Annotated in this window: 45 protein-coding genes; 6 read left to right on the top strand and 39 right to left on the bottom strand. The window is 67.1% G+C overall.

What is annotated here, in order from left to right; all coding sequences use genetic code 11:
• Positions 1-72 precede the first annotated feature (72 nt).
• The 19 genes from L5G28_RS07765 to L5G28_RS07675 form a co-directional block, all read right to left on the bottom strand.
• A complete protein-coding gene (locus L5G28_RS07765; RefSeq protein ID WP_237001014.1) occupies positions 73-1884 on the bottom strand; it encodes a major capsid protein in 1812 nt (603 codons plus the stop codon).
• Between the two features lie 83 nt (positions 1885-1967).
• Positions 1968-2123: a hypothetical protein gene (locus tag L5G28_RS07760; protein ID WP_237001013.1), complete on the bottom strand. Its 156-nt coding sequence runs from the start codon at positions 2121-2123 to the stop codon at positions 1968-1970.
• On the bottom strand, positions 2123-2317 hold the full coding sequence (locus tag L5G28_RS07755) for a hypothetical protein (RefSeq protein ID WP_237001012.1): 195 nt from the start codon (positions 2315-2317) through the stop codon (positions 2123-2125). Before L5G28_RS07755 ends, L5G28_RS07760 begins: the two co-directional genes overlap by 1 nt.
• On the bottom strand, positions 2314-3333 hold the full coding sequence (locus L5G28_RS07750; RefSeq protein WP_237001011.1) for a hypothetical protein: 1020 nt from the start codon (positions 3331-3333) through the stop codon (positions 2314-2316). The genes L5G28_RS07755 and L5G28_RS07750 overlap by 4 nt, the downstream gene beginning before the upstream one ends.
• A 20-nt stretch (positions 3334-3353) precedes the next feature.
• Positions 3354-5465: a hypothetical protein gene (locus tag L5G28_RS07745; protein WP_237001010.1), complete on the bottom strand. Its 2112-nt coding sequence runs from the start codon at positions 5463-5465 to the stop codon at positions 3354-3356.
• A gap of 395 nt (positions 5466-5860) precedes the next feature.
• Positions 5861-7804 carry a phage minor head protein gene (locus L5G28_RS07740; RefSeq protein ID WP_237001009.1) on the bottom strand — a complete coding sequence of 648 codons (1944 nt, stop codon included), beginning with the start codon at positions 7802-7804 and terminating at the stop codon, positions 5861-5863.
• Entirely contained in the window at positions 7785-8159 is a 375-nt protein-coding gene (locus tag L5G28_RS07735; RefSeq protein ID WP_237001008.1) for a hypothetical protein, read from the bottom strand. The genes L5G28_RS07740 and L5G28_RS07735 overlap by 20 nt, the downstream gene beginning before the upstream one ends.
• Positions 8156-9718: a hypothetical protein gene (locus L5G28_RS07730; RefSeq protein WP_237001007.1), complete on the bottom strand. Its 1563-nt coding sequence runs from the start codon at positions 9716-9718 to the stop codon at positions 8156-8158. The genes L5G28_RS07735 and L5G28_RS07730 overlap by 4 nt, the downstream gene beginning before the upstream one ends.
• Positions 9718-10029: a DUF1360 domain-containing protein gene (locus tag L5G28_RS07725; protein ID WP_237001006.1), complete on the bottom strand. Its 312-nt coding sequence runs from the start codon at positions 10027-10029 to the stop codon at positions 9718-9720. The genes L5G28_RS07730 and L5G28_RS07725 overlap by 1 nt, the downstream gene beginning before the upstream one ends.
• A 154-nt stretch (positions 10030-10183) precedes the next feature.
• The gene (locus L5G28_RS07720) at positions 10184-10651 is read right to left on the bottom strand and encodes a single-stranded DNA-binding protein (protein WP_237001005.1); all 468 of its coding nucleotides are present in this window, start codon (positions 10649-10651) and stop codon (positions 10184-10186) included.
• Positions 10652-10654: 3 nt separating this feature from the next.
• Positions 10655-11005 carry a hypothetical protein gene (locus L5G28_RS07715; protein ID WP_237001004.1) on the bottom strand — a complete coding sequence of 117 codons (351 nt, stop codon included), beginning with the start codon at positions 11003-11005 and terminating at the stop codon, positions 10655-10657.
• Positions 10995-11243, bottom strand: coding sequence for a hypothetical protein (locus L5G28_RS07710; protein ID WP_237001003.1), 249 nt, complete (start codon positions 11241-11243; stop codon positions 10995-10997). The genes L5G28_RS07715 and L5G28_RS07710 overlap by 11 nt, the downstream gene beginning before the upstream one ends.
• Positions 11240-11389: a hypothetical protein gene (locus L5G28_RS07705; RefSeq protein WP_237001002.1), complete on the bottom strand. Its 150-nt coding sequence runs from the start codon at positions 11387-11389 to the stop codon at positions 11240-11242. The genes L5G28_RS07710 and L5G28_RS07705 overlap by 4 nt, the downstream gene beginning before the upstream one ends.
• Positions 11386-11565 carry a hypothetical protein gene (locus tag L5G28_RS07700; protein WP_237001001.1) on the bottom strand — a complete coding sequence of 60 codons (180 nt, stop codon included), beginning with the start codon at positions 11563-11565 and terminating at the stop codon, positions 11386-11388. Before L5G28_RS07700 ends, L5G28_RS07705 begins: the two co-directional genes overlap by 4 nt.
• A 64-nt stretch (positions 11566-11629) precedes the next feature.
• Complete coding sequence (locus tag L5G28_RS07695) at positions 11630-12070, bottom strand: Ltp family lipoprotein (RefSeq protein WP_237001000.1); 441 nt, start codon at positions 12068-12070, stop codon at positions 11630-11632.
• An 83-nt stretch (positions 12071-12153) separates the two neighbouring features.
• Positions 12154-12360, bottom strand: a complete 207-nt coding sequence (locus tag L5G28_RS07690) for a hypothetical protein (RefSeq protein WP_237000999.1) — start codon at positions 12358-12360, stop codon at positions 12154-12156.
• Positions 12361-12392: 32 nt separating this feature from the next.
• On the bottom strand, positions 12393-12554 hold the full coding sequence (locus tag L5G28_RS07685; RefSeq protein WP_237000998.1) for a hypothetical protein: 162 nt from the start codon (positions 12552-12554) through the stop codon (positions 12393-12395).
• 124 nt (positions 12555-12678) lie between these two features.
• Entirely contained in the window at positions 12679-14244 is a 1566-nt protein-coding gene (locus L5G28_RS07680) for a phage terminase large subunit family protein (protein ID WP_237000997.1), read from the bottom strand.
• Between the two features lie 3 nt (positions 14245-14247).
• A complete protein-coding gene (locus tag L5G28_RS07675; protein WP_237000996.1) occupies positions 14248-14790 on the bottom strand; it encodes a hypothetical protein in 543 nt (180 codons plus the stop codon).
• Positions 14791-14983: 193 nt separating this feature from the next.
• On the opposite strand from L5G28_RS07675, the gene L5G28_RS07670 reads away from it, so the two are divergent.
• From L5G28_RS07670 to L5G28_RS07645, 6 genes are read left to right on the top strand one after another with little or no spacing between them, the layout of a single operon-like run.
• Complete coding sequence (locus L5G28_RS07670; RefSeq protein WP_237000995.1) at positions 14984-15205, top strand: hypothetical protein; 222 nt, start codon at positions 14984-14986, stop codon at positions 15203-15205.
• Positions 15202-15501: a hypothetical protein gene (locus tag L5G28_RS07665; RefSeq protein ID WP_237000994.1), complete on the top strand. Its 300-nt coding sequence runs from the start codon at positions 15202-15204 to the stop codon at positions 15499-15501. The genes L5G28_RS07670 and L5G28_RS07665 overlap by 4 nt, the downstream gene beginning before the upstream one ends.
• Complete coding sequence (locus tag L5G28_RS07660; RefSeq protein ID WP_237000993.1) at positions 15498-15722, top strand: hypothetical protein; 225 nt, start codon at positions 15498-15500, stop codon at positions 15720-15722. Before L5G28_RS07665 ends, L5G28_RS07660 begins: the two co-directional genes overlap by 4 nt.
• Entirely contained in the window at positions 15715-15981 is a 267-nt protein-coding gene (locus L5G28_RS07655; RefSeq protein ID WP_237000992.1) for a hypothetical protein, read from the top strand. Before L5G28_RS07660 ends, L5G28_RS07655 begins: the two co-directional genes overlap by 8 nt.
• Positions 15982-15983: 2 nt before the next feature.
• Positions 15984-16229 carry a hypothetical protein gene (locus L5G28_RS07650; RefSeq protein ID WP_237000991.1) on the top strand — a complete coding sequence of 82 codons (246 nt, stop codon included), beginning with the start codon at positions 15984-15986 and terminating at the stop codon, positions 16227-16229.
• 5 nt (positions 16230-16234) lie between these two features.
• Positions 16235-16501: a hypothetical protein gene (locus L5G28_RS07645; RefSeq protein WP_237000990.1), complete on the top strand. Its 267-nt coding sequence runs from the start codon at positions 16235-16237 to the stop codon at positions 16499-16501.
• Positions 16502-16557: 56 nt separating this feature from the next.
• On the opposite strand, the gene L5G28_RS07640 is transcribed toward L5G28_RS07645, so the two are convergent.
• The 20 genes from L5G28_RS07640 to L5G28_RS07545 all read right to left on the bottom strand — a co-directional run bounded on the left by L5G28_RS07640 (position 16558) and on the right by L5G28_RS07545 (position 23414).
• Complete coding sequence (locus L5G28_RS07640; RefSeq protein WP_237000989.1) at positions 16558-16773, bottom strand: hypothetical protein; 216 nt, start codon at positions 16771-16773, stop codon at positions 16558-16560.
• Complete coding sequence (locus L5G28_RS07635) at positions 16770-16907, bottom strand: hypothetical protein (RefSeq protein ID WP_237000988.1); 138 nt, start codon at positions 16905-16907, stop codon at positions 16770-16772. The genes L5G28_RS07640 and L5G28_RS07635 overlap by 4 nt, the downstream gene beginning before the upstream one ends.
• Positions 16904-17068: a hypothetical protein gene (locus L5G28_RS07630; RefSeq protein WP_237000987.1), complete on the bottom strand. Its 165-nt coding sequence runs from the start codon at positions 17066-17068 to the stop codon at positions 16904-16906. Before L5G28_RS07630 ends, L5G28_RS07635 begins: the two co-directional genes overlap by 4 nt.
• A complete protein-coding gene (locus tag L5G28_RS07625; protein WP_237000986.1) occupies positions 17065-17235 on the bottom strand; it encodes a hypothetical protein in 171 nt (56 codons plus the stop codon). Before L5G28_RS07625 ends, L5G28_RS07630 begins: the two co-directional genes overlap by 4 nt.
• Entirely contained in the window at positions 17232-17438 is a 207-nt protein-coding gene (locus tag L5G28_RS07620; protein WP_237000985.1) for a hypothetical protein, read from the bottom strand. Before L5G28_RS07620 ends, L5G28_RS07625 begins: the two co-directional genes overlap by 4 nt.
• Complete coding sequence (locus L5G28_RS07615; protein ID WP_237000984.1) at positions 17435-17752, bottom strand: hypothetical protein; 318 nt, start codon at positions 17750-17752, stop codon at positions 17435-17437. Before L5G28_RS07615 ends, L5G28_RS07620 begins: the two co-directional genes overlap by 4 nt.
• Complete coding sequence (locus tag L5G28_RS07610; RefSeq protein WP_237000983.1) at positions 17749-18072, bottom strand: hypothetical protein; 324 nt, start codon at positions 18070-18072, stop codon at positions 17749-17751. The genes L5G28_RS07615 and L5G28_RS07610 overlap by 4 nt, the downstream gene beginning before the upstream one ends.
• Positions 18069-18305, bottom strand: a complete 237-nt coding sequence (locus L5G28_RS07605; RefSeq protein ID WP_237000982.1) for a hypothetical protein — start codon at positions 18303-18305, stop codon at positions 18069-18071. Before L5G28_RS07605 ends, L5G28_RS07610 begins: the two co-directional genes overlap by 4 nt.
• Positions 18302-19021 carry a hypothetical protein gene (locus L5G28_RS07600; RefSeq protein WP_237000981.1) on the bottom strand — a complete coding sequence of 240 codons (720 nt, stop codon included), beginning with the start codon at positions 19019-19021 and terminating at the stop codon, positions 18302-18304. The genes L5G28_RS07605 and L5G28_RS07600 overlap by 4 nt, the downstream gene beginning before the upstream one ends.
• Positions 19021-19245, bottom strand: a complete 225-nt coding sequence (locus L5G28_RS07595) for a hypothetical protein (RefSeq protein WP_237000980.1) — start codon at positions 19243-19245, stop codon at positions 19021-19023. Before L5G28_RS07595 ends, L5G28_RS07600 begins: the two co-directional genes overlap by 1 nt.
• On the bottom strand, positions 19242-19505 hold the full coding sequence (locus L5G28_RS07590; protein WP_237000979.1) for a hypothetical protein: 264 nt from the start codon (positions 19503-19505) through the stop codon (positions 19242-19244). Before L5G28_RS07590 ends, L5G28_RS07595 begins: the two co-directional genes overlap by 4 nt.
• Complete coding sequence (locus tag L5G28_RS07585) at positions 19502-19684, bottom strand: hypothetical protein (RefSeq protein WP_237000978.1); 183 nt, start codon at positions 19682-19684, stop codon at positions 19502-19504. The genes L5G28_RS07590 and L5G28_RS07585 overlap by 4 nt, the downstream gene beginning before the upstream one ends.
• Complete coding sequence (locus L5G28_RS07580) at positions 19681-19839, bottom strand: hypothetical protein (RefSeq protein ID WP_237000977.1); 159 nt, start codon at positions 19837-19839, stop codon at positions 19681-19683. Before L5G28_RS07580 ends, L5G28_RS07585 begins: the two co-directional genes overlap by 4 nt.
• 227 nt (positions 19840-20066) lie before the next feature.
• Complete coding sequence (locus L5G28_RS07575; protein ID WP_237000976.1) at positions 20067-20711, bottom strand: hypothetical protein; 645 nt, start codon at positions 20709-20711, stop codon at positions 20067-20069.
• A 168-nt stretch (positions 20712-20879) separates the two neighbouring features.
• Positions 20880-21350, bottom strand: a complete 471-nt coding sequence (locus L5G28_RS07570) for a hypothetical protein (RefSeq protein ID WP_237000975.1) — start codon at positions 21348-21350, stop codon at positions 20880-20882.
• Entirely contained in the window at positions 21347-22057 is a 711-nt protein-coding gene (locus L5G28_RS07565) for a 3'-5' exonuclease (protein WP_237000974.1), read from the bottom strand. Before L5G28_RS07565 ends, L5G28_RS07570 begins: the two co-directional genes overlap by 4 nt.
• 58 nt (positions 22058-22115) lie before the next feature.
• Positions 22116-22415, bottom strand: coding sequence for a hypothetical protein (locus L5G28_RS07560; protein ID WP_237000973.1), 300 nt, complete (start codon positions 22413-22415; stop codon positions 22116-22118).
• On the bottom strand, positions 22412-22597 hold the full coding sequence (locus L5G28_RS07555; RefSeq protein ID WP_237000972.1) for a hypothetical protein: 186 nt from the start codon (positions 22595-22597) through the stop codon (positions 22412-22414). The genes L5G28_RS07560 and L5G28_RS07555 overlap by 4 nt, the downstream gene beginning before the upstream one ends.
• Positions 22594-22857: a hypothetical protein gene (locus tag L5G28_RS07550; RefSeq protein WP_237000971.1), complete on the bottom strand. Its 264-nt coding sequence runs from the start codon at positions 22855-22857 to the stop codon at positions 22594-22596. Before L5G28_RS07550 ends, L5G28_RS07555 begins: the two co-directional genes overlap by 4 nt.
• Entirely contained in the window at positions 22857-23414 is a 558-nt protein-coding gene (locus tag L5G28_RS07545; RefSeq protein WP_237000970.1) for a crossover junction endodeoxyribonuclease RuvC, read from the bottom strand. The genes L5G28_RS07550 and L5G28_RS07545 overlap by 1 nt, the downstream gene beginning before the upstream one ends.
• Positions 23415-23462 lie beyond the last annotated feature (48 nt).

Genomic DNA, 23462 nt, shown 5'->3' with positions numbered 1-23462 from the left:
CGAGTGGGGGCGGTGGGAACCGGGGCGGGCGGCGGGCGCATTGCCTGCGCTGCCCGCCCCGGCGTCACTGGACTACTCGCCGCTGGCAGCGACCAGACCGTTGTGATCCAGCGCGAGGCCGGTGCCGGTCGTGCCGTTGACCGCGACCGGGATGGTCACGTTCAGGGCCTTGTGGGCGCGCTTGTGAACGAGCAGCTTCTCCTCCATGAACATCGACAGGAAATCGTTGTTCTTGATGCCCTGCGAGTCGTAGACGGTGTCGAGGTTGACGACGTCGCCACGGCCACGCACGAACGTGCCCGCCGCGTACACGAGGACGTTGACCTCGTCCGGGAACCCGGTCAGCGGGGTCTCGCCACCGAACCCGGTCGCCGGGTTCGTGGTGAACGCGTCCTGCCAGTCGTAGACCCACGACACCTTGACGCCGCGAGCAGCGAAGTAGCCGTCGATCTGGGCGTCGTTGACCTGCACGTACTGACCGTCACCGGCGCGCAGCGACAGGTCGGCGCGGATGACCTCCTTCAGCCACATCGGAGCGACAGCTTCGAGGGTGAGCGTCGGCGACGCACGGAACCCGTACCGGTAGTCTGTCGCGACCAGACCGAGACCGTTCAGCGTCGACGAGGTAGCCGACGGGCCGATCGTGGTCGTGAGGTCGACCTCGTCCGACAGCGCGACAATCCGCGAGATGGACGATGCGTTCACGCGGTGCGCGTGCACAGCGAGCAGCCCTTCGAGGGTCTGCTTGGTGACCTCGGGGTACGCGTTGTCCTGCAGGAACCCGACCTGCAGACCGGAGTAGATGACGTCCGCGCGGGTCTCCTTGAACTCCGGGCACTCCGGCCGGTAGAGAGCCTTCTCGACGTACGGGTCGGCCTCCTCGTTGGCCTCGGTGCGGATCAGGCCAGCGTTACCGGCCCACACGGTGCGGAAGTCGACGCCTCCGGCGGTCTCGATGCCGCCGCGCTTCACCGCAATCTCCGGCATCGACAGGATGCCCGCGTTCGGGTCGGCGAGCATCGGAGTCAGCTCGTACATGCGCTCCGACGGGGCGCACCAACCGCCGGACGCGGTCAGCGAACCACCCTTCAGGCGCGACTCCGACGCCGCGAACTCGATCTGAGCGTCGGCACGCTTGGCCGAAGCGACCAGGCTGTCGGGCCACTCCGCGCGGAGCTGAGCGACACCGGCCTTCACGTATGCGCCTTCGAGGCCGCGGGGCATCGCCTCCACGCGGGCGAGCGCAGCCGCGACCAGCCCGTCCATGCCTTCGAGGTCCTGGCCGGTAGCGAAGCCGCGGACGTCGGCCGCCGCGGTGATCGCGACACCGGTGCTGTCCTTCGCTGCGGGCGACTTGTGCTGCGGCACGTTGCGGAGCACGAACCGGCGCGACGGGGCACCCGCCGCGGTGACCGGAGTAGCAGCGTCGGCGACGGCCGCCTCAGCCTCGGCGACAACCTCGGCACCGGCAGCGTCTCCGCCGTCGGTAGCTGCGGGGGCCTCCTCGGTGGTGGCCTCAGCCTCCGCGGGGGCCTCGCCCTCGGGAGTCTCGGCCGGGGCCTCCTCGGTGCCGTTGACCTTGGCAGCGAGTTCGTCGCGCTGCGAGCGCACCCGCTCGACCTCGGCGTCCATCTCGCCCTGCACGTCGCGAGCGGTGACAGCGATAGCCGTCAACAGTTCGAGACCGTGAATCGAATCGGCGTCCGTGGGGTCGGACTCGTTGAGTTCGTTGAACTTACCGACAGCGTCCGAGACGAGCGTGTCGACCTCGGCGCGTTCGGGGTTGGCTTCGGTGATAGCCGACTTGATCGCCGCGATGCGGTCCTCAGCGGATGCACCGGCGTTATGTGCGGCGTCGAGAATGGCCTGCAGATCGAGCTTCACGATAGGCTCCTAGCTGGTTCGTCCCAGCCCGGCCCCTACCGCCAGTCAGCTATCGATCGCCAGAATACAGGCATAGGTTGCGATCACTTAGCAACCTGGGCTATCTGCGCGTAGCGACCGCCGTTTCGGGCGACCTCCTTGCGGGCCTCGGCCTCGGTGAGATACCGCTTCACCTTGCTGCCGTTGTGGACCTCGTGCACGATGATCCGGCGGCCGTTACTGCAGTTGCACCCGCCCATTACCGGACCTCCTGCGCGGCGGCCTTCACGCGCTGCTCGATGCCCGCGTGCCGGTCGGAGAGGTTCTTCCGACGGCCGGACCGCCACGCGGCGGCGAGAATCCCCGACGTGTAGGGACTCCTCGCCGACAGCTCCGACGTGAGGCCACCTTGGTACGCCTCCTGGTACTGCTCCCGCGTGACGTTCTCGGTCATTGAAGGTAATCCCCTTGGCTACGGTGGCGGCCGCGCCACTGGCTGAATGCCACCTGGATCGACTCAGGTTCGAAGTTCTCGGACAGTGTACCGTCCTCGATCATGCCGACGAGGTCCGTCTTTGAGACACGGCCACCGACGTCGTCGAGGAACAGTTTCGCCTCCGGCGACAGGTACGTACGCGCCTCGTTATCGGTCATCGAGAACAGCGACTTGCTCTCCTTGTTCCACTTCTCCCAGAACTTGTCGTCGTGCGTGTGCTTCGCATCGATGTAGTGCCCCCTCGTGGCCTCCTCCATCTTCAGCTCCATCTCGGTGCGGTACTCCATGTGTGCCTCGTCAACGAGACCCTTGAAAGACGTCGACCGGTAGCCGAGTTCGGTGCCGCGGCGCACGGCCTCGCGCCGCCGGACCTGCTCGGGTTCGAGTCCCTGCACCCGTCCGAGGGCTTCTTCGTAGGTGATGCCCTCCTCATTGGACAGCTTCTCGGCCTGCTCCATGACCGCCCACTGTTTGCGCTGCGCCGCGGACACGTTCAGCTCCGCGGTGCCGTCCTTGTCGGTGTGCTCGACCATCTCGCCGTCGGCCGCGTCCGCGGCCTTCTTGTTGGTCGCTGCCAGCTTCTCCTCGTGGTCGATGATCGCCGAGTAGACCTGCCACCGGTCGAGGTCGTCTTGGAAGTCGCCGTCGTTGTCGTGCGCGTTGCCGTCGAGCCGTTCGAGCGCGGCGTCACGTTCGGCCGCGAGTACGAACAGCCTGTCCGACTCGGTCGGGTCCGGCCCGTCGTCCCAAGGGTCGGGGTGCGGGGGTTCGACCGGCTCCGGCTTGCGGCGCATCCACTCGGACATTGCCGCCTCGTACACCTGCGGGTTCTTATCGTGTGCGATCGTGTCGCCCAACAGTTCCGCGATGTGGTCGTCGTCCATGTTCGACAGGTTCACCGACTTGTTCCCGCGGCTGACGATGATCGACCCGACGGGTTGCTTGTAGCGCGCTGCACCGGCCGCGGTCCGCACACGACGGACCGCGGCGGCGGTCAGCGCGCGCGGCGGAAAGGGCGACCACCACCGAACAGGCGGGCCTTCATGCGGACGTACCCGGACGCGGCGAGCGCGCCGTCGGGTGTCGACTGCCGCCAGACCGCGCCGTCGGTTTCGGTGCCGTCGTCGTAGCGTGCGATCCCCCCGGAGAAGTCGACGAGCTGCCCGCCGTTTGCTCCGGTGTCGGGTGCCTCGTCCTCCTCCATCGGGTGATCGGTGCCCGCGCCGACGTCCTTACGCGGCGGCACGTTCGACTCGATCGCTTGCCCGACGGTCGTGCCTTCACCAAGGTCGGCCATGCCCTCCGGGTTGGCGGCCGGATCAGTCTCGTCGATGGTCGCCGTGTCCTCCGGCGGTGGCATTGCGCCCGGCCCGTCGCCGATCTGCCACGTCATGCCGTCGGTGTAGCTGCCGTCGTCGTAGTAGGCGGTCCCGTCCTTGACGGCCGACAGCTCGCCGCCGAGCGCACCACTGTCAGGGGCCTGGTCCTCCTCCAATCGGCCCTCACCGCTCTTACGGGGCGGCGGCGCATCGTCGGGGATCGCCGGAGGCACCGGAGCCTCCGGCTCGACGGGTTCCTTCGGTTCGGAGGGCGGCTCGGGCTTCTTGTCGGCCTCCGGCTTGGCCGGCGGCTTCGGCTTCGCGGGGTCGCCGTCGCCGACGGTCTCCGCGGGACCGTGCTCGTCGTTCTTCTCCGCCTTCGGCTTAGCGTCCTTCTTCGGGGCGGGCGGCAGCTTCAGCCCACCGACGTCCTTACCGCCGTCCTTCTCCGCGTCGGGCTTGTCGACGTCCTTGGGCTTGTCGGCGTCCTTGCCGTCGTCGGGCTTGGGTGCGTCCTTCTTCGGGGCGTCGCCACCCTTACCGTCGTCCTTCTTTCCGTCGTCCTTCTTGCGGTCGGGGTCGATCAGGTCGGCGACGTCCTCGCCTGCCTTCGCTGCGGCCTTCCCGGCGTTCTTTTGCGCGTCGAGGATCGCCTTCGGGATCAAGTCGCCGACACCGACCCCATACCGGTCCGCACCCGACTTCGACCGGACACGACGACCCGCCGCCACCACCGCGCCACTACCCGGCCCGACAGGGTTGTCGCCCTTGCGTTCGCCCGGCCAGATACCGAACACCGACTTGAACAGGTTCGCCGCGAGACCCTTAATCGCGGAGTCGGGCTTGCCCTTAATCTCGCGCTTCAGTGCGTGCACCAGCGACGTGTACGGGTGCGGGGACTCCGCCCACCGCGCCAGCCCGGCCCCCTTCGTCCAGTACCGGTGCAACTGTCCCGGCATGTGTCCGGGCACCGCGGCCGTCAGGTCCATCGACTCGCCTGCACGCGCAGCCGCGACACGCTCCATCTCGTCGACCGCGGCCGCCCGCCGGTCAGCGTTCGCCGACGCGACCAGCGACTCCATCGACGACCGGGCACGCTGCAGCCGCTCCCGACCCGACATAGCAGCGGCGACACGGCCGTCGACGAGCGCCGACACCATCGCGTCGAACTCGTCCTGCGTCGACGGCATCGACGGCGGAGCAACCACCCCAGCCGCGACAAGGGTCTGCACCCCGCCCGCGGCGACTAGCTGCTCGGTTCGCGGCACCGGGAACCCCGGCACATTCACCGCGAGCGCCGCCACCAGCTCCATGCTGCCGTCGATACCGCGCCAGTCGCCGGATACCCCGGATCGCCGCAACTCGTCGATGCGTTCGGGCGGGGTGCCGGGCACGATACGGCCCGCGAGCCAGATGCCGTGTTCGTCCTCGCCTGCGCGCGCGACAGCAACCGTCGACCCGGTGTTGTCGTAGTGGGCGGCGGCGGTCGTCGCGGACTCGCCGAGCGCAGCGTGGCCGGTACCAAGGGTGATCTTCCCGACCGGTAGATCGCCCTCCGGCGTCGAGACGACACCCTGGTGGAAATACTGGTAGGCGCGCTCGGACGACGGCGGCGTCACGCATTGGCCGGTGTGCCCGATATGGCACGTACCCCAGCTAGCGAGGTGCCCGAACACGCGGCCGTCGGCGGTGACGGTGAGCGCGGTCGGCCGGTCGAGCTTCGGATCGGAGAAGTCACCGGTGGTGAATCGGACACCGGCGGCGGTTAGGGCTTGCAGGGTCTTCATAGCGGCTGCTCCCGAAAGGTTGAGACAGCCCGGCCCCTACCGCCAGTCGACTACTGACGACCAGTATCCACCACGCACGCCCGACCGTTGTGTACCTGCAGCACGAGACCGGACTGCATCGGGTGCGGTCCGGTCTCGGTACTAGCTGTGGGGTTACGCTGCGTGCGTCGCCAGGAGGTCGCCATACCCGCGGCGGCGGATGCTGCGAATCAGCCTGTCCGACGGGGTGTTCGCGGCGAGCCAGCGGCGTATACCGGCCCGGCGTGATGCGTCGTCGGCCGTAGTGAGCCGGAGGTTCGCCATAAGCTGACCTAAGCTCTGCGGAGCGGGGCGCGGCGTGCCACGCGGAACGAATACCGAGTCGTCCCAGAGTCGTTCATTGCTCAACACCGGGGTCACCTCACTTCCACGTCGATCACGGGCACAGCCCCGTCGGTTACACCAAGGATAACTATCTCCGATGCGCGGAGCAATAACTCACGTTGCTCAGCGAGCGCGGGGTCCCCGGCCCCCGCCACCCACAGGTGCCCCATTCCCGCGCGGACAGCGACGCGGAGAAGCCCCTTCAGCTTGCCGGGGATCGTGAAGGACGTAGCGACCTCGGGCGACGTGCTGGCAGCGGTGAACCCCGCTAGCGGGATCGATTCACCGATAAGCGAGGCGAGGTTACGGGCGGCGTCGCCGAACATCGCCTCTAGGTTGCGGACTCCGCGCCACACCAGCACCGGCCGCGGCAGCGGGTTACGTGCGATCAGGTCATCGAGGAGGTCGCGGACATCGTCGGCTTCGTCGTCGTCGGGTCCGTCTTCGCGTTCGAGTGCCTGCACACGCTGGTAGAACCGGTCCATACCCTGCCAGCGGTACACCGCGGACTGCTCCGCGCGGGACACGACGAAGTCCGCGTTCAGCTCGTCTAGGTACTGGGTTAGCTCGTCGGCGTCCGCGTCGTCAGGGCCGCCAAGAATGTCGTCGTCGATGTACGAATCATCCCCTACGGCATCCGGCCCGGTGTCGCGCGGTTCTTCGCGGTCGTCGGGTAGTAGCGTCCGCCGGTCGTACTCGTCGCGGGCGGCTTCGTACCGGCCGTCGAGGTCGTCGGCGGTATCGACCATCATCTTCAGCAGCTCATCGTCTGTATATCCTCTCAGGTCTATGTCGGCGGCTTCCGGCTCCCGGTACACCGGGGCGTCGCGTTCGTCCGTCAGCGCGACGTCCGCGGTGTCCGGCGGTGGGGCCTGTCCGTGGTGTTCGCCGCGCGCCTCCACATCGGGCGGCAGTTCGCGGTGTTCGGCCTCCGCGGTCTCGACGATCACGCGTGCTGCCTCGTCGGGGTCGTCGGTACCCAACCGGACACCGCCCGGCTCCACAGCACCGTTCGACGCGTCCGGCCCCTGTAGCTCGTCCTGCACCGCGTCCGGGTCGTGAACCAGCATCGTGCACCTGCAGTTGATGACCTCATGCGGCGCGACAACAATCGGATCGCCGGGGAAGTCCAACAGGAACCCGCCCACCCGAAACTTGCCGCTGATCGGCACGAGCTGCCCGTCGGCGACACGATGCGTCACGCGGGTGCGGGGGTCGTCGGTAGCGAGCCACCGCTTGTACCAAGTCTCGCCGGTGTCGGCTTCGATCTGCCGGGCCGACGCTATCTGCCCGGCGTTCACCGCCCCATGCGCCTCCGTGCGGGCGATACGCCGCGCCTTCCACTCCCAGTCCGACAGTTCGGCGTCGTGCTCGTCCCACAACTGTCGGCGGAGCGCGCGGAGTTCGCGGCGGTCGTCGCCCTCGACGGTCGGGTCGGCGAGCTGCGCCTCCACCTCGTTGATGCGGGCCTTCGTCTCACGAGAGTCGGAATCAATTTCTAAGACGCGGCCGACACGGTCCTTCACCTGCTCGATGGTTTCCGCTTCGGCGAGCGCTTCAACCAGCTCCGGCCGTAGCTTCTCGAACGCACCCTCGGGCCAGATGCGGAGCCTGTCGGCGACACGCTCCATGTGTTCCTGCTGCGCCGCGAACGACCCGGTGCCGCGGTTCGCGCGGCGCACCTGCTGGAACCCTTCACCGAACGCGATCGACACCGCGGGCAGCACGTTGTTGTCGACGCTGCGCCGCCAATCGTTGTAGGCGGCGGTCGCGGCATCGACAGCAGCATCCGGGGACGTCGGATATCCGGCCGCGGTGATCCCCCGCTGGTCCATCACTTCGCGGATCACGAGGTAGCCGACAGCCTGCAGCCAGTCGCGCATCGCGCGCAGCACCGCGGCCTCGACCGCCGCCTCGACGACCGCGAGTTTGCGGTCGGCAGCTTCGCGGAGGAGTTCAGCCGACAGCGACGGCATCGACTTGGTCCAGATATGCGCGCAGCGCGGCGACGTCGTGCGGGGCCTGCGCGAGCACAAGCTGCCGAACGTACTCGTGGCAGGCGCGCATGATGAGCTGGATATGCGGGATCGCGGCCTCGTCGAGCACCGACGGCAACCCCCACCACCGCGAGAACGACGTCTCGAACTGGTCGACTTCGTGCGCGGCCGGTGCCGGTGTCAGCACGAGATACAGGTCCGAGTCGGCGACGCCCCGGTACGCGCCGCGCGAGGCGCGGCCCCGCTTGTTACGGATCGACCGCCCGGCCGCCTCCAACGTCATGCGGACAGCGAGGTCACACGCGAGCAACACGTCGTCGGTGGCGGCGGTCATTGGGGGCCTTCGTTCGTGGGCGGCCCGTTTTCTGCCTCCGCCGCGACACCCTCCGAGCCGGGCAGCACCACGGCGGTGTCGGCGGCCGGAGCGTCCGCGGCCGGGGCCTCACCCTCCGCTACCCCCGGTGTGCCGAGGTCGATACCGAGCTTCGGGAGAATCTGCTCGGACAGGTCCGGGCGTATCTGCAGCAGTTGCCACAGGCGGTCACGTTCGGACTCGTCGGCGGCGGGTGCGTCGCCGTCGTTGAATCCGTTCTCGCGACGCAACACTTCGAGGCTGATCGCCTTCTTGTCGTAGAGGGCCTGCGAGTCCTTCGACCGGTCCGGGCGGACCTGCAGCGGAGTCGCGTCGTACCAGACGACGTACTTCGACGCGTCCGCGATGTCCTCCGATTCGAGGAGCGGCTGCAGCAGCCCGACAGTGAGCGCGTGGCAGATAGTCGCGACGGTCGGGATCACCCCGTACTGGACTTCGTTCTCGTCGATCTGCCACGCCGACCAATGGTTCGACGACGCCTGCCCCAACAGGACCGACGGGTCGGAGTCCATGCCGAGACCGATACGGCGGATCGCTTCGTCGCGGAGCGCGGGGGCCTGCGCGTCGAGCGGAGAGTCGAACGTGATGTGTTGGATCTTGTCGATCAGGTCCGGCGGCACCGTCGCCATGAACGGCACCACCGCGGCCGCGCTGTCGCGGTTCTTGATCGGCTCGATGAAGTACTCGGTCAGCTCGTCGGCGAACGTGTACTCCTCGTCGGCGTCGTCGCCGCTGTCGGCCTGCGAGTGCATCGACTCGATACCCTGCGGCAGCAGCAGCAGACCCGCACCAGCAAGCCGCGAATCAACCTGCGACGACACGTACATCGTCAGTGCGCGGAGTTCACGCGCGGCCGGGAGCACCGCCCGGACCGGGGCGTCAGCGAGTGCACCCTTCTCCGGGTGCGGAGTCCACGCGCGGATCACGCGTTCGTTGTCCTCGTCTATGTCGCGGGGGGTCATGCCGTCGTTGAGTTTCCACTTACCGGAGCTGCCGGTGAGTTCCTGCGGCGAGTGGGTCGCCCATTCGAGACCGCGCTGCCCTTCGGTGACGAGGATGATCGACTCGCCATTGAAGATGATGTGCTGCGCGGCGCGCTTCAGTGACTGCTCGACCGCCGCATGGTTCGAGAACAGCGCCGACGACAACTCTGCCGGGCGGCCGTCCTTCACTGGTTCGGGTTCGCCGTCGACGGCAGTCTTCTCGCCGACGAACAACCGGACCTGACTGCAGGCGCGGGCCTGCCGGTCGCCGATGAACCGGAGTTCGCCTATCTCGTCGCGGAGTTTCCACGCGTCCTGCTGCCAGTCCTGCGTAGCCGGGCGGCGGACGTCGCGTTTCACCTTCTTGCTCGCGAGAACCTGCGCCGACGCCGTGATAGCGCGCGGTCTGCGGCTGGTGTCCTGCGGGTTGTCCGCGGTGAAGTGCGCTATCTGCGCGCCTTCGGGTGCGCGGAGCCGCCGCAACATCGACGGCTTCTTCGGTAGGTAGGCGGGCAGGTTCGAGTCGGGGGCGCGCATCACTCACCGTCCTCGTGGTCTGCGGGGTCGAGCCAGTTCGCGGCCCACCCGGTCAGCAGAGACGCGGTACCGGCGAGCGTCATCACGAACCACCAGCGGGTATCCCCCCACCAAAATGCAGCAAGCCCCACGCCCGCACCGGTCCAGACGGACAGACACCACGAGCACGTCACTAGGTACGCGATCGGGTTATCTGGTCCGAGCTTGACGACGATGCGTGCGCGGAGCTTGTAGGTGATCTGGTCAGCGACCAGCAGACGAGTGAGCCGGATGATGAACCCGACAGTGAGCAACGTTGCGAGAGTGGACACCGCGGCAACCTCCGAGACTAGGTGACGGTGTCATCGTAACCAGCCTTCCCCTGAGTATCCCGCTCCCGCATCAGGCAGGTGTGGCACGCGGCGATACCCCAGGCGTTCACCTGCGCCCCGCATTTCGGGCACCGGGGGTATTCGCCGCGCCCCATCAGAACGGCGGTTCTGTGTCGCTGTAGCCGCCCGCCGGTGCGCTACCCCACGGATCGTCAGCCGGGCCGGTGGACGTGGCTGCACCCCTCGAACTGCCTCGCCCACCCCCTTGCTTACGCGTGACGTCCGCCGTCGCGAACCGGAGCGTCGGCCCGACGTCGGTCGCCTCCAACTCGACGGACGTTCGCCGTTCGCCGTCCTTCTCCCACGAGCGCTGCTTCAACTTGCCCTGGACGATGACCTGCATCCCCTTCTTCAGCGACTCCGCGATGTTCTCGGCGTAGTCACGCCAGATGGAGCAGCGGAGGAACAGGGCCTCGCCGTCTTTCCAATCGTTCGTCTGTTTGTCGAACGAGCGCGGCGTCGACGCGACGGTGAAGTTCACAACGGGCGCACCCGACGGCGTGAACCGGAGTTCCGGGTCGGCCGTCAGGTTGCCGACCACGGTGATGATCGTGTCGGTCATGGGTCAGTTGCCCCCGACAGGGTAGATGCACACCCACTGATAGATCGGGTCGCCGTTGTCGTCGGTGCCGACGTACGTCCACGAGTTCGAGACTGCGCCCGGCTTCGGGCAGCGCGACACACCGGGCGACTCGTAGTTCGGGCGGCGGTCGGGGTCGCGGTCGCCTTGGGTGATGGTGCCGCGGTCGGGTGTGTAGGTGGTGTCGGGGCCGCCCTGCACGATGGTGCCGGAGTCGGGCGCGTAGGTCGCGTCCGGTCCGCCCTGCGTGATGGTCGAGTCGGCGGCGGCGATGCCCGCCCCTGCACCGGTGAGCGCGAGAGCCGCGATAACGGCTGCGATGGACTTACGGAACATGGTGTTCTCCTTCTTCTTGGGTTGTGGACGTCGCCGGGGTGGCGGGTCCGTGGGTGTTGGTTTGGTCGGGGCCACTGCAGGTGCACGCGCCGCACACGCGGCAGTCGGCGCACTGGTCGTCGTTGTCCCAGAGGCAGAACTCGGCGAGGATCGATTCGCCTTCGGGGGTGACGGTCTGCGAGTTGCACGCCGGGCAGGTGCCGAGGGACGTCGGGGTGAAGAAGCAGTCGCCGGTCACAGGTCTTCTCCGTGGTCGTTGTTCATGGCCTGCAGGCAGTCGCGGCAGACGCGGTCGTACAGGGTCGGGGTGATGCCACACTCCGGGCAGGCGATGTGTTCCCACTCGCCCGTCGCCGGGTCCATGCGCGGCGGGTTACGTTTCACTGCAGGTCTCCGTCGCGGACGATGAAGTGACGGTCGACCGGGCGGGCGCGCTGCGCGCGGTGCTGGCGGCGAGTGAGGTATTCGCGGGCGAAGCTGATGAGGCCGAGGACCGCGAGGCCGAGGAACATGACGAACATCGTGTCCACCACCAGCCAGTCCAATCGATAGGTCGCCATGTTATTTCCTCCTGAATAGTAGGGGCGGCCCCCATCCCCATAGGGGCCGCCCCGGTCGGTTGGTCTAGAACTGGGAGGCTGCGCCGTGCTCGGCCTGCGCCTGCGTGAATCCCTCGAACACGAGCTGGTCGGTGAGTGCCTGCTGGCTGAACGAGGAGTAGTCCATGTATTCCTTCGCCTTCTCGACGGACTGCTCGTTCCAGTCAATGTTGAGGTAGTCGGCGGCGAACGTCGCGTCGGCGTTGGCGAAGCCTTCGAACTCCAACTGGCGGATGAGTCCGTCGCGGCTGAACGAGGAGTAGTCGAGGTAGTCGGACGCCTTATCGACGGCGTTCTCCTGTGAGCTGGTCAGGTTGCTGACGTCGGCGGTGGTGTCGGCGAGCCGCACATCGGTCGCGGCGGCGGTGGGTCCGGCCGGGACGGAGAGGTCGGTGGGGTCGCACGCGGTGGTGATACCGATGACGGCTGCGGCGACGATGACGGTGGCGGCGATGGTCTTGCGCACGGTGTGTTCCTTCTTCGAGTTGGGGTCGGGGCCGTTCTGGCCTCCGGTAGCGCGTCCGTGCGGGACGGGCGCGGAGCCGGAGGTCAGAGCAGCCCGTCGAGTTCGTCAATCGCGCGGTTGAGATGCTTACAGGCGGTGGCGATGCTGCCTGCGGCGTGCCGCTCGGCGCGGCTGGCCTCGTCCCAGTCGGCCGCGATTGCGTCACGCTTCTCCTGTAGCCGGGTACGGATCGCGGAGAGTTCGGCGGCGAGTTCTTCGGCGAGCATGTCGCGGGTGATGGTGTTGCTCATCTAAGTGCTCCTTCTTCGGTGGTTGGCTGGGTTTAGAGGGCGTCGACGGCGCGGATGCACCAGTTACCGGTGCCGTACTTGGCGTCGAGGCGGCGGGCGGCGCGGTGGCACGCGTTGTCGCTGCTGGTTGCGGCGACGGTGACTTCGCCGCTGGTCGATCCGACGATCGTGTAGCGGACGCTGTACCGGCCCATCGGGTGCTCCTTCTTCGGGGTGTGTGCTGCGGTGGTTGGCCGCTGCGGTTGTTGCGGTTGTAACCGTAGCTCGTGTCTAGGTTACTTTGCAACCGTAACCTCCAGTTTGGGGTGAAATGGCTGGTCACGATATGCGGCGCGCAGCCAGACCCGACCGGCGCGGCATCCCATCCCGCGACTTACGCGCCGGATTCGCCATAGTCCCCGACCGCACCTGCGGCAGCAGCGCCATAGCCACATGCACCCCAGCGTCGAGCGCGCCCGGCGACCACGTACTGCCCGGCTCCCACATCTGCCATTCCGTCGTGAGCTGCTTCAGCGACGCCCCCTGCACAAACTTGACGCGCCCCGTCTTGATCGCCTGCGCGATCGGCTCCGCGCGGAGTTGCTTCGACTTACGCGACGACACCCCATCCACATACGGGCACGCCCCCGATACCAGCTTCTCCGCCGCGAGCCTGTCCCACGCCTGCGTCACGAGGGTGGTTGCTTGGTCGCCGCCGTAGTTCGTCTCGATGACGACCCGGTCGGCGTCGTGTTCGTACGCTGCCAGGCACGCGGCGCGAGGCCACTCGATCGACGTCATGTGTGCGGTGCGGTCCTCCATGAACCAGACGTGCCCGCCCGACGGCCCAGCAACGACAACACCGGCGGAGTCGCGGCCGCCGCCCGACGGGTCCACCCCGACCGCCGTCCGCGAGAACGAACCCGGCGGGGGTGCGGTCGCTGCACGTATGTCCGTCTCGGACAGCAGCGCACCCTCCGCGGAGAACGGCACGCCGAGGTACATAGAGTTCCAGTCGCGGTCGGTCGAGCGAGCGCGCTGACCGCTCCAATGCCGGATCAGTCCGTCGGTGTCGCCAGGTTCGATCTTCGGATGACTGAGGGGTTCGCCGACCTCGCGAGCGAGCGGGTCGCCATAGATGCCGCGGGCGCGGTCCTCTGCTAGTGCGATCGCGGGCATGTGCAGGACCACCCACTCGCCGCCCTCCTCCACACGTCCATCGCGGTCGAGGAGCCGCCCAGCTAGGTCGTCCTGGTGCCAGCGCGTCATGATGATGACTTCGCGGGCGGTCGGGCTGCGGCGCGCGGACCAGACGCCGGAGTACCAGTTCCACGCGGCTTCGCGCATCGTCGGGCTGTCGGCTTCAGCGCGGCCCGCGAACGGGTCGTCGATTATGCCGAGGTCCATCGGGTGTCCAGACAGGCCACCGCGAACACCGACGGATCGCAGCCCGCCGCCGGTAGTGAGTTCCCATGCAGCTTTCGTGGACTGTTTCGGCGATAGGCGCAGCCCGTAGTCGCCGCCGTACATCGATACGTAGTCACGGACGACACCGCCGTGGGTTTGGGCGAGGGATGCGGCGAACGAGGCGAGGATGATCCGGTCGCGCGGCCGCATCGTGAGCCACCAGAACGGGAACCAGCGCGCGCCACGCGCCGACTTACCGATCTGTGGAGGCGAGAAGATCATGACGCGGGCGTTCGGCTTCGAGAGCAGCGGTGTGAGGACGTTGTCGATCGCTCGGGTGTGTGGTCTTTCGACGGTGACTCCGAGGTCGCACCGCGAGGCGAGCGCGCCGGGTGACGACACGGCGGGTAGTTCGAGTCCGGCTTGCGCCATGCGTTCGGCGAGTGCCCGCTTCAGTTCCAGCTTCTCGTCGTAGGTGAGGCCGTCGAGCTGCGACACCTGTTACTCCTCCACCGATTCGACGATGCCGTCGAGCACTGGCATGGCGGGGGCGTCGATGCCAGCGGCGTCGGCGTCGGCGCGAGCCTTGTCCCGTAGTGCCTGCGCCATGCCTGCGAGTTCGCGGTCGATGTCGGAGGTTTGGGTGATGGTGACTTCGGTGCGCTGAGGTTGGTCGAGGCCCAGCAGTTTCGTCTTAGAGTCGAGAACTCCGCGGGCGGCGGAGATGAGTTGCGCGCGGCCGACTTCGCGGCCGTTCTTTGACTCGTCGAGGGCGCGACACGCTTCGTCCCATAGTCGGTCGTAGCGGGCGAGCTGTAGGTCGAGGGCGAGGTCGGCGAGTTCGCGGCGTTCGGCTGCCGCTTCAGCGAGCGCCCGGAGGATGACGTCGCGGACGGAGGTGTAGTGGACGCCGTAGGTATCGGCGATGTGCACGAACGTCGCGCCGCCGGTGTAGAGCTGCAGCCATTCGGTGTGGCGAGTGGCGCGGTTGAGTTGAACGCGCTTGCTGGTGTTGGCGTTGCCGCTGGACTTGTCGGTCGTCATGGGTGCTGCTACCTCCTCGTTCTCTCCGAGTTTAGGTTACGGTTGCACAGCCACTTATCCGGTTGCTACGGTATTAATTGCCGTCAGGTTGATCGCTTGCCCATCAGGCCGTCAGACGTCCTCACCAGCCGTCCGATGAAACACGGTGGCGGTACCTCCGCTACCTCTACCCATTTGATCGAAGGAGACACACATGAGCATTGACACCTACCCGCGGGACACGCGGTACATCGAAGCACTCGCCGACGCGCACAAGCTGCAGCAGCAGCTCGGGATCGGGTCAGTCACGGTGACCGAGACGATGGTCGACGTCGATTCCGACGCCGAGGTGCACCGGTTCACGGCGACATACGCGGGCGGACCGTGGGACGCCGCACTGACCGCCACCGCTGCAGGCGAGGAGGTCACGCCGTGACCGGATTCAACCAAGCGAACTACACGACGGCCGCAGTCGTGCTCAACCTGTCGAGCGCGGAGCGCGTGTACGCGGACGTGCGCTCAGTGTGCAGGTCTGCACGGTCGGCGGAGTCGGCGGCCCCGATGCTGCGGGCGTACGTGGAGACGCTGCAGGGGATGCCGATTCTGCTGCACCGATACGAGCTGACGGAGATTCAAGCGGCCGACGTGAAGCGCGTCGACTGGGTTGCGGTCGCCGAGGATATGTTCGGCGAGCAGATGCGCGACGAGGGTCGCTGGGAGGACGAGCAGTGATCTACACACTGACGGATATGGGCGGCCGGGTCGTCGAGCGCGGGACCGTGCTGAGCCGCCCGATGCTGACCAACCGTGTGATGCAGGTGTTCCCCGGTTCGCGGGGCGCGGCGGGTATCGGGGATACCGCGAACACGTACGGGCTGATCATGAACTGGGGCGCGGAGCTGCTGGGGCACTGGCGGATCGAGGGGTCGGAGGAGGTGGCTATCGATGACTGAGGAACTGCTGGACACCAAGGGTCTCGCGGCGTTGGCGCGGGTGTCGGTGGGGTCGATGCGCGTGTATGTCGCGCATTCGGCGGCGGCCCGCCGTGACGGTGCCGAGGTTGAGCCGGGCGCGAAGAACGCTATCCCGCCGGAGGATTACAGGTTCGGGCAGTCGCCGGTGTGGTTGCGGTCGACGGTCGAGCCGTGGCTGGCTGCGCGATCGGAGTCGCAAGGTAACTTGCACACACGAGGTCGGCAAGGTAACTTGTAGGTATGCAGAACGTACGAATCGGGAACCCCGCCTACCGGCACGGGATCAGCGAGGACGACATTCTGTACGGATACCACCACCGCTTCTACATCGTCGACGGAACCGATGACATGTCCATCGCGATCGGCCCGATCAACGACGGACACGGACTCATCGAGATTGGGTTCATCAGCGACACGGAGGGCGGGGTGGTCATCCTTCACGCCATGCACGCACGACGGAAGTACGTCGGAGAGATGAGAAGGTGATAACCATGCCGAAGACAGTTGAGGAGATACTGGCCCACGCCGACGAGCTGGCAGACAAGTTCGAGTCGGACGACTTCGAGGTTACGGGCGTCTACTCCCCCGCCGAGTTTGAACTACTGCAGGCGGTACGGCTGCGCGCCGACGCCGAGCGGAAGATCACGGAGGCAGTCGTTCACACCCGCGAGGAGGGCGGATCATGGGCGACCGTCGGGAAGATCGTCGGTACGTCCGGTGAAGCGGCCCGGCAGCGGTACGCCAGCGCCGCCCGCTAGACCCCACACGACAGGCCCCCGGAGGATCAACCTCCGGGGGCCTGCTTCGATTCTGGTTAGAGTTCCGCGATGGTTTCGGGTAGGCGGATGCCGCGCCGGTGTGCGGTGGTGCGGAGTCCTTCGAGGTTGGTGCCTGCGCGGCGGGCGGCGGCTTCGGGGCTGATGCCGTAGCCGAGCATGAACTCGTATTCTTCGAGGGTGTTGCGGAAGCGTTCGTCGGCGTAGGCGGTGCGGCCGTCGACGCGTTCGGTGGGGCGGTGCGCGGTGGTCACGGTTGCTCTCCTTCGTGCGGGCAGGTGTAGTCGCGGCGGATGAGTTCGCCCGCGCCGGTGATGTAGTCGGTGACGTTGTACAGGTCGCCACAGCAGGGGCATTCGCCGAGGGGCTGGTCGTCGAGTTGGATCATCGCGGGTGTGCCTTCTCCTGGGTGATGGTTGTGCCGGTGATGGTTTCGCGGCCGAGGTCGTTACCGTCGGGGTCCTGGTATTCGTACGCGTGGGTGCCGGGCGGGTAGTGGACGCGGCGGTGCGGGTCGGGGAGGGTGCTGTCCTCACGTATGCGGATCATCGGCGTGCGACTCCTCCCCCGCCTTGGGGCGGCCGCGGTGGTGCCGGGTTGTGTCCAGCGGCGACGCGCTGCAGGTACAGGTCGGGGTCGGCGAGGTAGGCGGTGTTCTGTCGGTCGGCGTCGCGGCGGAGGCGTTCGGCTTCCGGGAGTGGCCGCGGCCGGGTCACCGGGGTGCTCCGCTGCGGGTGTGTCCTTGCCAGCGGCGGCGGGCGCGCCACTTCATGCGCGGGTAGTTGTCGGGGTCGCGCGCCCAGGGGTCGATGAGACGGATCGTTGCTGAACCGGCCGCGCCGGGCTTGAGGCGGGCGCGGAACTTGAACGTGCACGCGATCCCGCGCTCGTCGGAATGCCGGGTGCTAGATGCGGTCATCGTGTTCTCCCGGTTCGGGTGTAGCCGAGCCTCCGGCGGAGTGCTCGGTGTTTCATGCGGGGGCGGCGGAGCGACGGGAGTCCGGTGAGTAGCCAGACGGCGGCGGGGTTGACGTCGGTGACGGTGAACGTGGCCGTTGTGCTGCACCAGCTACCGGTGTCGATCGGGTCGTCCGGTATCTGCCAGGTGTCGGCTTCCATCTCCGCGGATATGAGGGCGTCGCCGAGGGCACGCTCGAAGCCGAGAGTCGGCCGGAAGGGTGTCGTCGTGCTGAGGGTGTCTGTCCGTATCGCGGCGAGGCTGTCGCGGGTCATCGTCCGTCTCCCCACGGTGGGGTCTGCTGGAATAGCCCGACGCTGTTGTTGTCACAGCCGCGGGCGGCGAGTTGTTTGCATCGGGCGTCGACGGCGGCGGCGACGTAGGCGCGGGCTTGCTCGAACGTCCGAAACGTCGGCCCTCCGAACACGTACGGCGGCCGGGTCGCGACGACGCTACTGATCCTCCAATGGGGTGCAGGACCGAACAGCGGGGTGCAGTCCACTGCTATCCACCAGCGGCGCGGCTCCGCGGTGCCGAATGTGTTCGGACAGATTTCTTCGATGAGGCGCGTGACTAGCCTGTGGTCGTCGCTCATTCGCTGACCGCCTTGATGGTGATGGGGCGTAGCTCGAACGTGAAGTACTGGGAGCCGCGGCCGTCGTAGTCGAGGCTGATGTTTGCGACGTGCCGGGGGTTGAGTCCGGCGAGCGCGCATAGGTGCTCGTAGTACAGGCGGTCGCGTTCGTGCGGGGGTACGTCGGCGTCGACGGTGACAGTGACGGGCAGCGTGATGTGGTCGGCGGGGGTGCCGATCTGGTTTGCCTTCACTGCTCGACCTCCTCCTCGTACGTCTCGGCGAATATGTCAGCGCGGCATGGGTAGAACTCGCCTGCGACGCCTTGGATGATCCAGTCGCCGGGGTTGGCGAGCATCCTGCCTTCGAGGGTGTCGACGGTGAGGTACGCCGCGTCGGGCGCGTCCGCGTCCCATTCTCCGGGTGCCCAGTAGTTGACGGTGACTCCGCGTGCGTGCGCCCAGTCGATGATCGGCCCCGCTCCGGGGTTGGTTCCGTCCCATTGCATCGCGTGGACGGTGACGGGCTTCTTCCGGTAGGCGCGGGGTCCTTCGGTGTCGGACCCTTCCCTGCCGGTGACGACGGTGACGCGCCCGTCTTTCACGACGACTCGCCGGTCCGGTTCGGCGTCCGGTGTGCCCGCGTTGCCTCCGGCACCTCCGCTGCCGCCGTTGGCGGCGGTGAACGCGGCCGTGGGATCGGCGATGGACGTGAAGAACGCTTGCAGCTTGTCGAGGTAGGCGTGACTGTCGGCGCGTTCTTCCGGGGTGAGGTACGGGTCGATACCCGTCGTGATCCACGATGCGATGTTCACGAGGTCCATCGGGTCGGCGGGGCCGCTGCGGGGTGCGAGTCCTCCGACTTGGTGGACGAGGACTGTGCGGGCGAGGTCGAGTGCTTTCGCGCGCTGCTGCTGCTCGCCGGTGAGGACGTCGATCGTGAGGACGGTCGGGGCGGTGGTGTCGGTCATCAGTTCGTCTCCTTGTGGTCGATTACGGCTTGTCGGACGGCGCAGTCCTTGGCCTCGACGAGCTTGCGGAGGCCCGCGGACAGTTCAGCGCCGTCGTGCAGATGGATCACGAGTTCGTGGGCGAGTTGCTCGAACTTGGCGGAGACCAGCGCCAGGTGCGGCGGTAGGTGCCCGTACTCGAACAGGGCGAGGAGGTGGGTGGTGGAGGGGTGGCGGTCGGTCATCGGTTCTTCTTCCATGTGCGGCCCTGCGGGCAGGTGGTGAAGTGGGCTAGGTGGAGGTTCTGGTTTTGTGCGCGCATTGCTGCGGCTTTCGCTTTCGGGACGACGACGGCGCGCATGGTGCCGCCGTCGGGGTAGATCGACACGTTGCCGCGTACGCGGTCGGGGTGCGGGTCGACGGGCATGGGTTTGCCTTTGTCGGTGACGCACCAGTAGATGGGTGCGCGGCAGGATCGGCACTGGTCGAGGTGGTTCGCGCTCACGGTGTCTCCTGTCGTATGGCGCACGTAGCGCACACGAGTTCGTAGTTGCCGCCTAGCAGGGGTACGCGGGCGTAGGCGTGCCCGTTGGGGATGAGGTCGCGGCAGGCGATGCAGCGGAGTCCGTGGGGGAAGCCTTCGGGGGTGACGAGTCCGGCGTCACCGTCCATCGGGTCACTCATGGCTGCCCTCCTGTCACGGCTATGTGGACCATGCGTCCATCTCCGATCTTGAACGCGGCCTGCCTACCCTCGTGAGACTCGGCGATGTCGGCCAGTTCCCGGAGGACGATGTTCGACAGTGGATTGTCGGCCCGTAGGACCTTGATGCCACTCATGACTGCCCCTCCCCATCGATCGCGGCCCGAATCTGCACCCAACGGTCGTGGCTGTATTGCGGGTCGTGCCCCCACTCGTCAGCCAGCTTCCGCACACGGTCGAGAGCCTCGCGTGCCTCGTTGTGCTGGTTGATCGCTTCATCAACCTGCGTCCGGAGGCCGTCGACAACTTCGGGCGCAGTGCTGTGCAGGTCACATGGCTCAGACTCGACGGGGATGCCGCACTCTCAGCAGACAACGCCACCTGGGGGGAGGGTGTCGTCCCACACCTCGTTGCGGTGATCGAGCCGCACACGGTCGAGAGCGGCGAGGACTTGCTTATGTGCCTTCTGGTGGTCTAGCGCCTCGCCCGCTGCCTCATACGCGCGGCGTTGCCACTCGTCCCGTTCTGCCGCGAACCATGCCGCCCACGCCTGGGAGTCGTCCCAGGCGTTGCCGTCATCTTCGATTGCGTCCGCGAAGTGATCGCATCGTGCAGCGAGTCGTTCGTTCTTGGCGAGGAGCTTCCGCACCTTCGCGGCTGCCTCGGTGCCGGTGATACGGCTCCCAAGCGGCAGTCCGAGGGCTTGGCCGAGTTCCTGTAGCTCCGCCATGACCCGGCCTGCTTCGGCTTTCCACTGCTGTAGCTGTTCGTTCTCGGCGAGGAGTTCCCGCACCAGGCGAGGAGACGAGGCGATGAAGTCGGCGTCACGCTTGTCGATGCTGTTCGTCAGGAATATCGGCGCGGAGCCATGATCGACCGGATAGGCACCGCCTCGGTACGAACTGCTGCCGTCCTCGTACTGGACGCCGTCTAGTAGCGACGCCCGCCACTCGCCTGCCGTGGTGCCGTCGAGGAGTTCTCGCGCCTCCCGCGTGATGTCACTGCTCATCGTGACCACCCGCGCTCTTTCGGCACTTGCCGCAGTAGTCGTAACCGTTGCGGCTGGACCAGCCGAGCTTTGCGCTGTCCGCGCGGCAGCCTCTTACGGTGGTGTGGATTCCGTGGTCGAAGACTTCGCCGCACGCATCGCACGTGAGCGTGACGAATCGGTATGCGCTCATTTCTCGGTCACCGCCTCGGCGAGTAGGCCAGCGTCGACGACTGCGCGGAGTCCCGACCGCACACGGTTGCCTGAGTCTCCACGCGAGTCGGCTTCATGCCACGCCTCCTTAAACACGCGCTCGGCCTCGGCGAACCGTGCGTCGGCTTGCTGCGCGGCCTTGTGCTCGGCTTCGAGGCGGTTGGCGAGCAAGCTCAACGCGTCGAGCCACAGCATGTTGCCGTCAGTGTCACTGACAACCTGCCGCGCCTGTCGCAGAATCTCCCACTTGGTGGGCTGCTGGTCGGCGGGGCGGAGGACGGTGACCCCGCGGTCGGAGCACCACCTTTGCTCCCCGTAGTTCGCGAGGATTGACCAGGGGGCGCAGTCATCGGGGTCTACCCGCTGGCCGATCACGTCGCGGTCGACGCCGGAGACGCGCACCCAGAACGGGGTGTCAGCGGGGCAAGTGGCGGGGTCGATGGTCATGCGGTTGCTCCTTCTTCGGTGGTTGGGGGTGTGTAGCGGATGGGCCATTCGGGGCTGACGTCGTCGGCGGGTTTCCCTTGGCTGCGGAGGTAGTCGGCGAACTCGTTCTGCCGGTCGGCGTGCCAGGCGGCTTGTGAGGCCATGAGGGTGTCGGTGTCGGCGATGGTGGCGAGTTCGGGGCGGCGCAACAGTTTGTAGGCGAGGCGGGCGGTGGCGAGTGCGTCGCCGTTGCTGCTGTGGGCGTCGGTGAGTTCGATGCCGTAGTGGTCGCACAATGCGGTGAGGGTGCGGCGGCCGCGCCGGTATTTGTCGATCTGCCGGTCGATGACCATCGGGTCGATGACGGGGCCGACCTGCAGGGGCGGGTAGCCGAGCCGTATGCCTTCCCAGTGGATGAGGGATAGGTCGAACGCGGCGTTCATGATTGCGACGAGCCGGTCGTTCGCCCACAAGGTTTCGAGGGTGGAGCGGATCGCTCTGTACCCGACGTCGTAGCCAAGCCCGTCAGCTTGTGCCTTCTCGGTGGTGATGCCGTGGACGTCGGACGCTCCGGTGGGTATTTCGATGCCGGGGTCGACTAGCCATTCGTCGGTGTGCGCGTCGGTGCCGTTGATGGTGATGATCGATGCGGTGACGATGCGGTCCGCGTGGACGTTGACGCCGGTGGTTTCGGTGTCGAATGCGGCGAGGGGTAGGTCGGTGAGCATGGGTTTGGCTCCTTCTTCGGTGGTTGCTGTCTAGGTTACCGTGCGACGGTAACCTTGCCTAGTCAGGCGCGCGATGTGCCCCGTTGTGCCGGTCGAGGCAGGCGTAGTGGGCGTCGGGGTAGGTGCGGTGGATGCGGCGGCGGAGTACCCACCACGGCAGTGCGTGCGGGAAGGTGCGGCGGTGGTCGGCGAGGTCGTCGATGCTGTAGCTGCCGCCCTCGTTGCCGGGCAGTCCGTGGCGCGGGCCGCGCGCCTTGCCGATGGGGCGCAGGTAGTAGTCGCCTCCGGGAGTGCCGTAGTCGACGCGGTAGCCGAGGGCCTGCAGGTAGGCGTCGAAGTTGTATGCGGTGTCGGTCATGGGTATCTCCGTGCGATCTGTAGCGGTTTGCCGTTGGGTAGCTCGATGACGTGGTCGCCGGTCTCGTGTGCCTGCAGGACACATCGGCGTGTGAGGACGTCCATGCCGCCGTCGGGGCGGGGCTGGATGCCGTCGGCGGTGAACGCGCACCGGCCCTCGTTGTCGCTGTCGTAGTCGGTCATGCGCCTTCGCTCCGGTAGACGTGCGGCCAGACGAGGTCGTAGACGTACTGGACTCCTGCCGCCTCGTTCGCGTACCGCGACGTTGTCGCGGCGTTGTCGGCGGCGAGCATGGCCTGCGTGAGTTCGTCGTACCTTTCGCGGACCTGCGCTAGTGCGGCGGCGATGGGCGCGAGGGCTTCGCGGGCGATAGCGGCCTCGTGCGGGTTGGGTTCACGGCCAAGGTTGCGGCGACGGGCAGCGTCGATTGCGGGGTCGGTCATCAGATGCTCCGGTTCGGGTTGAGGGCGGGCCACGAGATACCGGACACGGACAGTTTGTGTCGTTCGAGGACGGTGACGGGGAGTGCCCGGAAGTCGGTGTGGACGGCCGCCATTGTGGCGAGCGCGAGCGCGTCGAACTGGTTGTTGTCGGTCGGGTTGGCGAGGTCTTTCCACAGTCGGGTCATGTGTGCGGCGACCGCTGTTTTGTCGGCGTTGCCTTTGTCGGTGGCGAACTTCTTGACGGTGGTTGGGGGTATGGCGACGTAGGGGATGGTGAGGGCGTCGAGGGCGGTGATGATGGACCACCAGAGTCCGGCGCGGTCCCATACTGATCCGACGTTGCTGCTGTAGGCGGGGGCTTCGATTGCGACGAGGTCGCTGTGGAGGCAGTGGTCGACGATGGTGTTGCGGAGGCGGCGGAGGCGGTCTGTTCGCATGGGGAGGGTGTCGGTTTTTCTGCCTGCGCTGGTGATGGTGTGGGTGGTGGGGTTGGTGCTCGTTTCGATGTGGGCGATTCCGGTGGCGGTGAGGCTGAGGTCGAGTCCGGTGTGTCGCATTTTGTCTTCTTTCGTTTGTGGGGCTGTGTGGCGTTCTGCGGGTTTGGG

It is taken from the genome of Gordonia liuliyuniae (assembly GCF_021739025.1).
GTDB lineage: Bacteria > Actinomycetota > Actinomycetes > Mycobacteriales > Mycobacteriaceae > Gordonia > Gordonia liuliyuniae.
The sequence above is the reverse complement of the archived record's forward strand: the minus strand, read 5'-3'. Positions and strand labels throughout refer to the sequence as shown.

Bases quoted from the DNA above. Each gene is read 5' to 3' on its own strand.
- L5G28_RS07760 (WP_237001013.1), bottom strand. From the start codon at position 2,123: ATGGGCGGGTGCAACTGCAGTAACGGCCGCCGGATCATCGTGCACGAG.
- L5G28_RS07755 (WP_237001012.1), bottom strand. From the start codon at position 2,317: ATGACCGAGAACGTCACGCGGGAGCAGTACCAGGAGGCGTACCAAGGT.
- L5G28_RS07745 (WP_237001010.1), bottom strand. From the start codon at position 5,465: ATGAAGACCCTGCAAGCCCTAACCGCCGCCGGTGTCCGATTCACCACC.
- L5G28_RS07740 (WP_237001009.1), bottom strand. From the start codon at position 7,804: ATGCCGTCGCTGTCGGCTGAACTCCTCCGCGAAGCTGCCGACCGCAAA.
- L5G28_RS07735 (WP_237001008.1), bottom strand. From the start codon at position 8,159: ATGACCGCCGCCACCGACGACGTGTTGCTCGCGTGTGACCTCGCTGTC.
- L5G28_RS07730 (WP_237001007.1), bottom strand. From the start codon at position 9,718: ATGCGCGCCCCCGACTCGAACCTGCCCGCCTACCTACCGAAGAAGCCG.
- L5G28_RS07720 (WP_237001005.1), bottom strand. From the start codon at position 10,651: ATGACCGACACGATCATCACCGTGGTCGGCAACCTGACGGCCGACCCG.
- L5G28_RS07715 (WP_237001004.1), bottom strand. From the start codon at position 11,005: ATGTTCCGTAAGTCCATCGCAGCCGTTATCGCGGCTCTCGCGCTCACC.
- L5G28_RS07700 (WP_237001001.1), bottom strand. From the start codon at position 11,565: ATGGCGACCTATCGATTGGACTGGCTGGTGGTGGACACGATGTTCGTC.
- L5G28_RS07690 (WP_237000999.1), bottom strand. From the start codon at position 12,360: ATGAGCAACACCATCACCCGCGACATGCTCGCCGAAGAACTCGCCGCC.
- L5G28_RS07685 (WP_237000998.1), bottom strand. From the start codon at position 12,554: ATGGGCCGGTACAGCGTCCGCTACACGATCGTCGGATCGACCAGCGGC.
- L5G28_RS07675 (WP_237000996.1), bottom strand. From the start codon at position 14,790: ATGACGACCGACAAGTCCAGCGGCAACGCCAACACCAGCAAGCGCGTT.
- L5G28_RS07670 (WP_237000995.1), top strand. From the start codon at position 14,984: ATGAGCATTGACACCTACCCGCGGGACACGCGGTACATCGAAGCACTC.
- L5G28_RS07655 (WP_237000992.1), top strand. From the start codon at position 15,715: ATGACTGAGGAACTGCTGGACACCAAGGGTCTCGCGGCGTTGGCGCGG.
- L5G28_RS07650 (WP_237000991.1), top strand. From the start codon at position 15,984: ATGCAGAACGTACGAATCGGGAACCCCGCCTACCGGCACGGGATCAGC.
- L5G28_RS07645 (WP_237000990.1), top strand. From the start codon at position 16,235: ATGCCGAAGACAGTTGAGGAGATACTGGCCCACGCCGACGAGCTGGCA.
- L5G28_RS07635 (WP_237000988.1), bottom strand. From the start codon at position 16,907: ATGATCCAACTCGACGACCAGCCCCTCGGCGAATGCCCCTGCTGTGGC.
- L5G28_RS07630 (WP_237000987.1), bottom strand. From the start codon at position 17,068: ATGATCCGCATACGTGAGGACAGCACCCTCCCCGACCCGCACCGCCGC.
- L5G28_RS07620 (WP_237000985.1), bottom strand. From the start codon at position 17,438: ATGACCGCATCTAGCACCCGGCATTCCGACGAGCGCGGGATCGCGTGC.
- L5G28_RS07615 (WP_237000984.1), bottom strand. From the start codon at position 17,752: ATGACCCGCGACAGCCTCGCCGCGATACGGACAGACACCCTCAGCACG.
- L5G28_RS07610 (WP_237000983.1), bottom strand. From the start codon at position 18,072: ATGAGCGACGACCACAGGCTAGTCACGCGCCTCATCGAAGAAATCTGT.
- L5G28_RS07600 (WP_237000981.1), bottom strand. From the start codon at position 19,021: ATGACCGACACCACCGCCCCGACCGTCCTCACGATCGACGTCCTCACC.
- L5G28_RS07595 (WP_237000980.1), bottom strand. From the start codon at position 19,245: ATGACCGACCGCCACCCCTCCACCACCCACCTCCTCGCCCTGTTCGAG.
- L5G28_RS07585 (WP_237000978.1), bottom strand. From the start codon at position 19,684: ATGAGTGACCCGATGGACGGTGACGCCGGACTCGTCACCCCCGAAGGC.
- L5G28_RS07580 (WP_237000977.1), bottom strand. From the start codon at position 19,839: ATGAGTGGCATCAAGGTCCTACGGGCCGACAATCCACTGTCGAACATC.
- L5G28_RS07575 (WP_237000976.1), bottom strand. From the start codon at position 20,711: ATGAGCAGTGACATCACGCGGGAGGCGCGAGAACTCCTCGACGGCACC.
- L5G28_RS07570 (WP_237000975.1), bottom strand. From the start codon at position 21,350: ATGACCATCGACCCCGCCACTTGCCCCGCTGACACCCCGTTCTGGGTG.
- L5G28_RS07565 (WP_237000974.1), bottom strand. From the start codon at position 22,057: ATGCTCACCGACCTACCCCTCGCCGCATTCGACACCGAAACCACCGGC.
- L5G28_RS07560 (WP_237000973.1), bottom strand. From the start codon at position 22,415: ATGACCGACACCGCATACAACTTCGACGCCTACCTGCAGGCCCTCGGC.
- L5G28_RS07555 (WP_237000972.1), bottom strand. From the start codon at position 22,597: ATGACCGACTACGACAGCGACAACGAGGGCCGGTGCGCGTTCACCGCC.
- L5G28_RS07550 (WP_237000971.1), bottom strand. From the start codon at position 22,857: ATGACCGACCCCGCAATCGACGCTGCCCGTCGCCGCAACCTTGGCCGT.
- L5G28_RS07545 (WP_237000970.1), bottom strand. From the start codon at position 23,414: ATGCGACACACCGGACTCGACCTCAGCCTCACCGCCACCGGAATCGCC.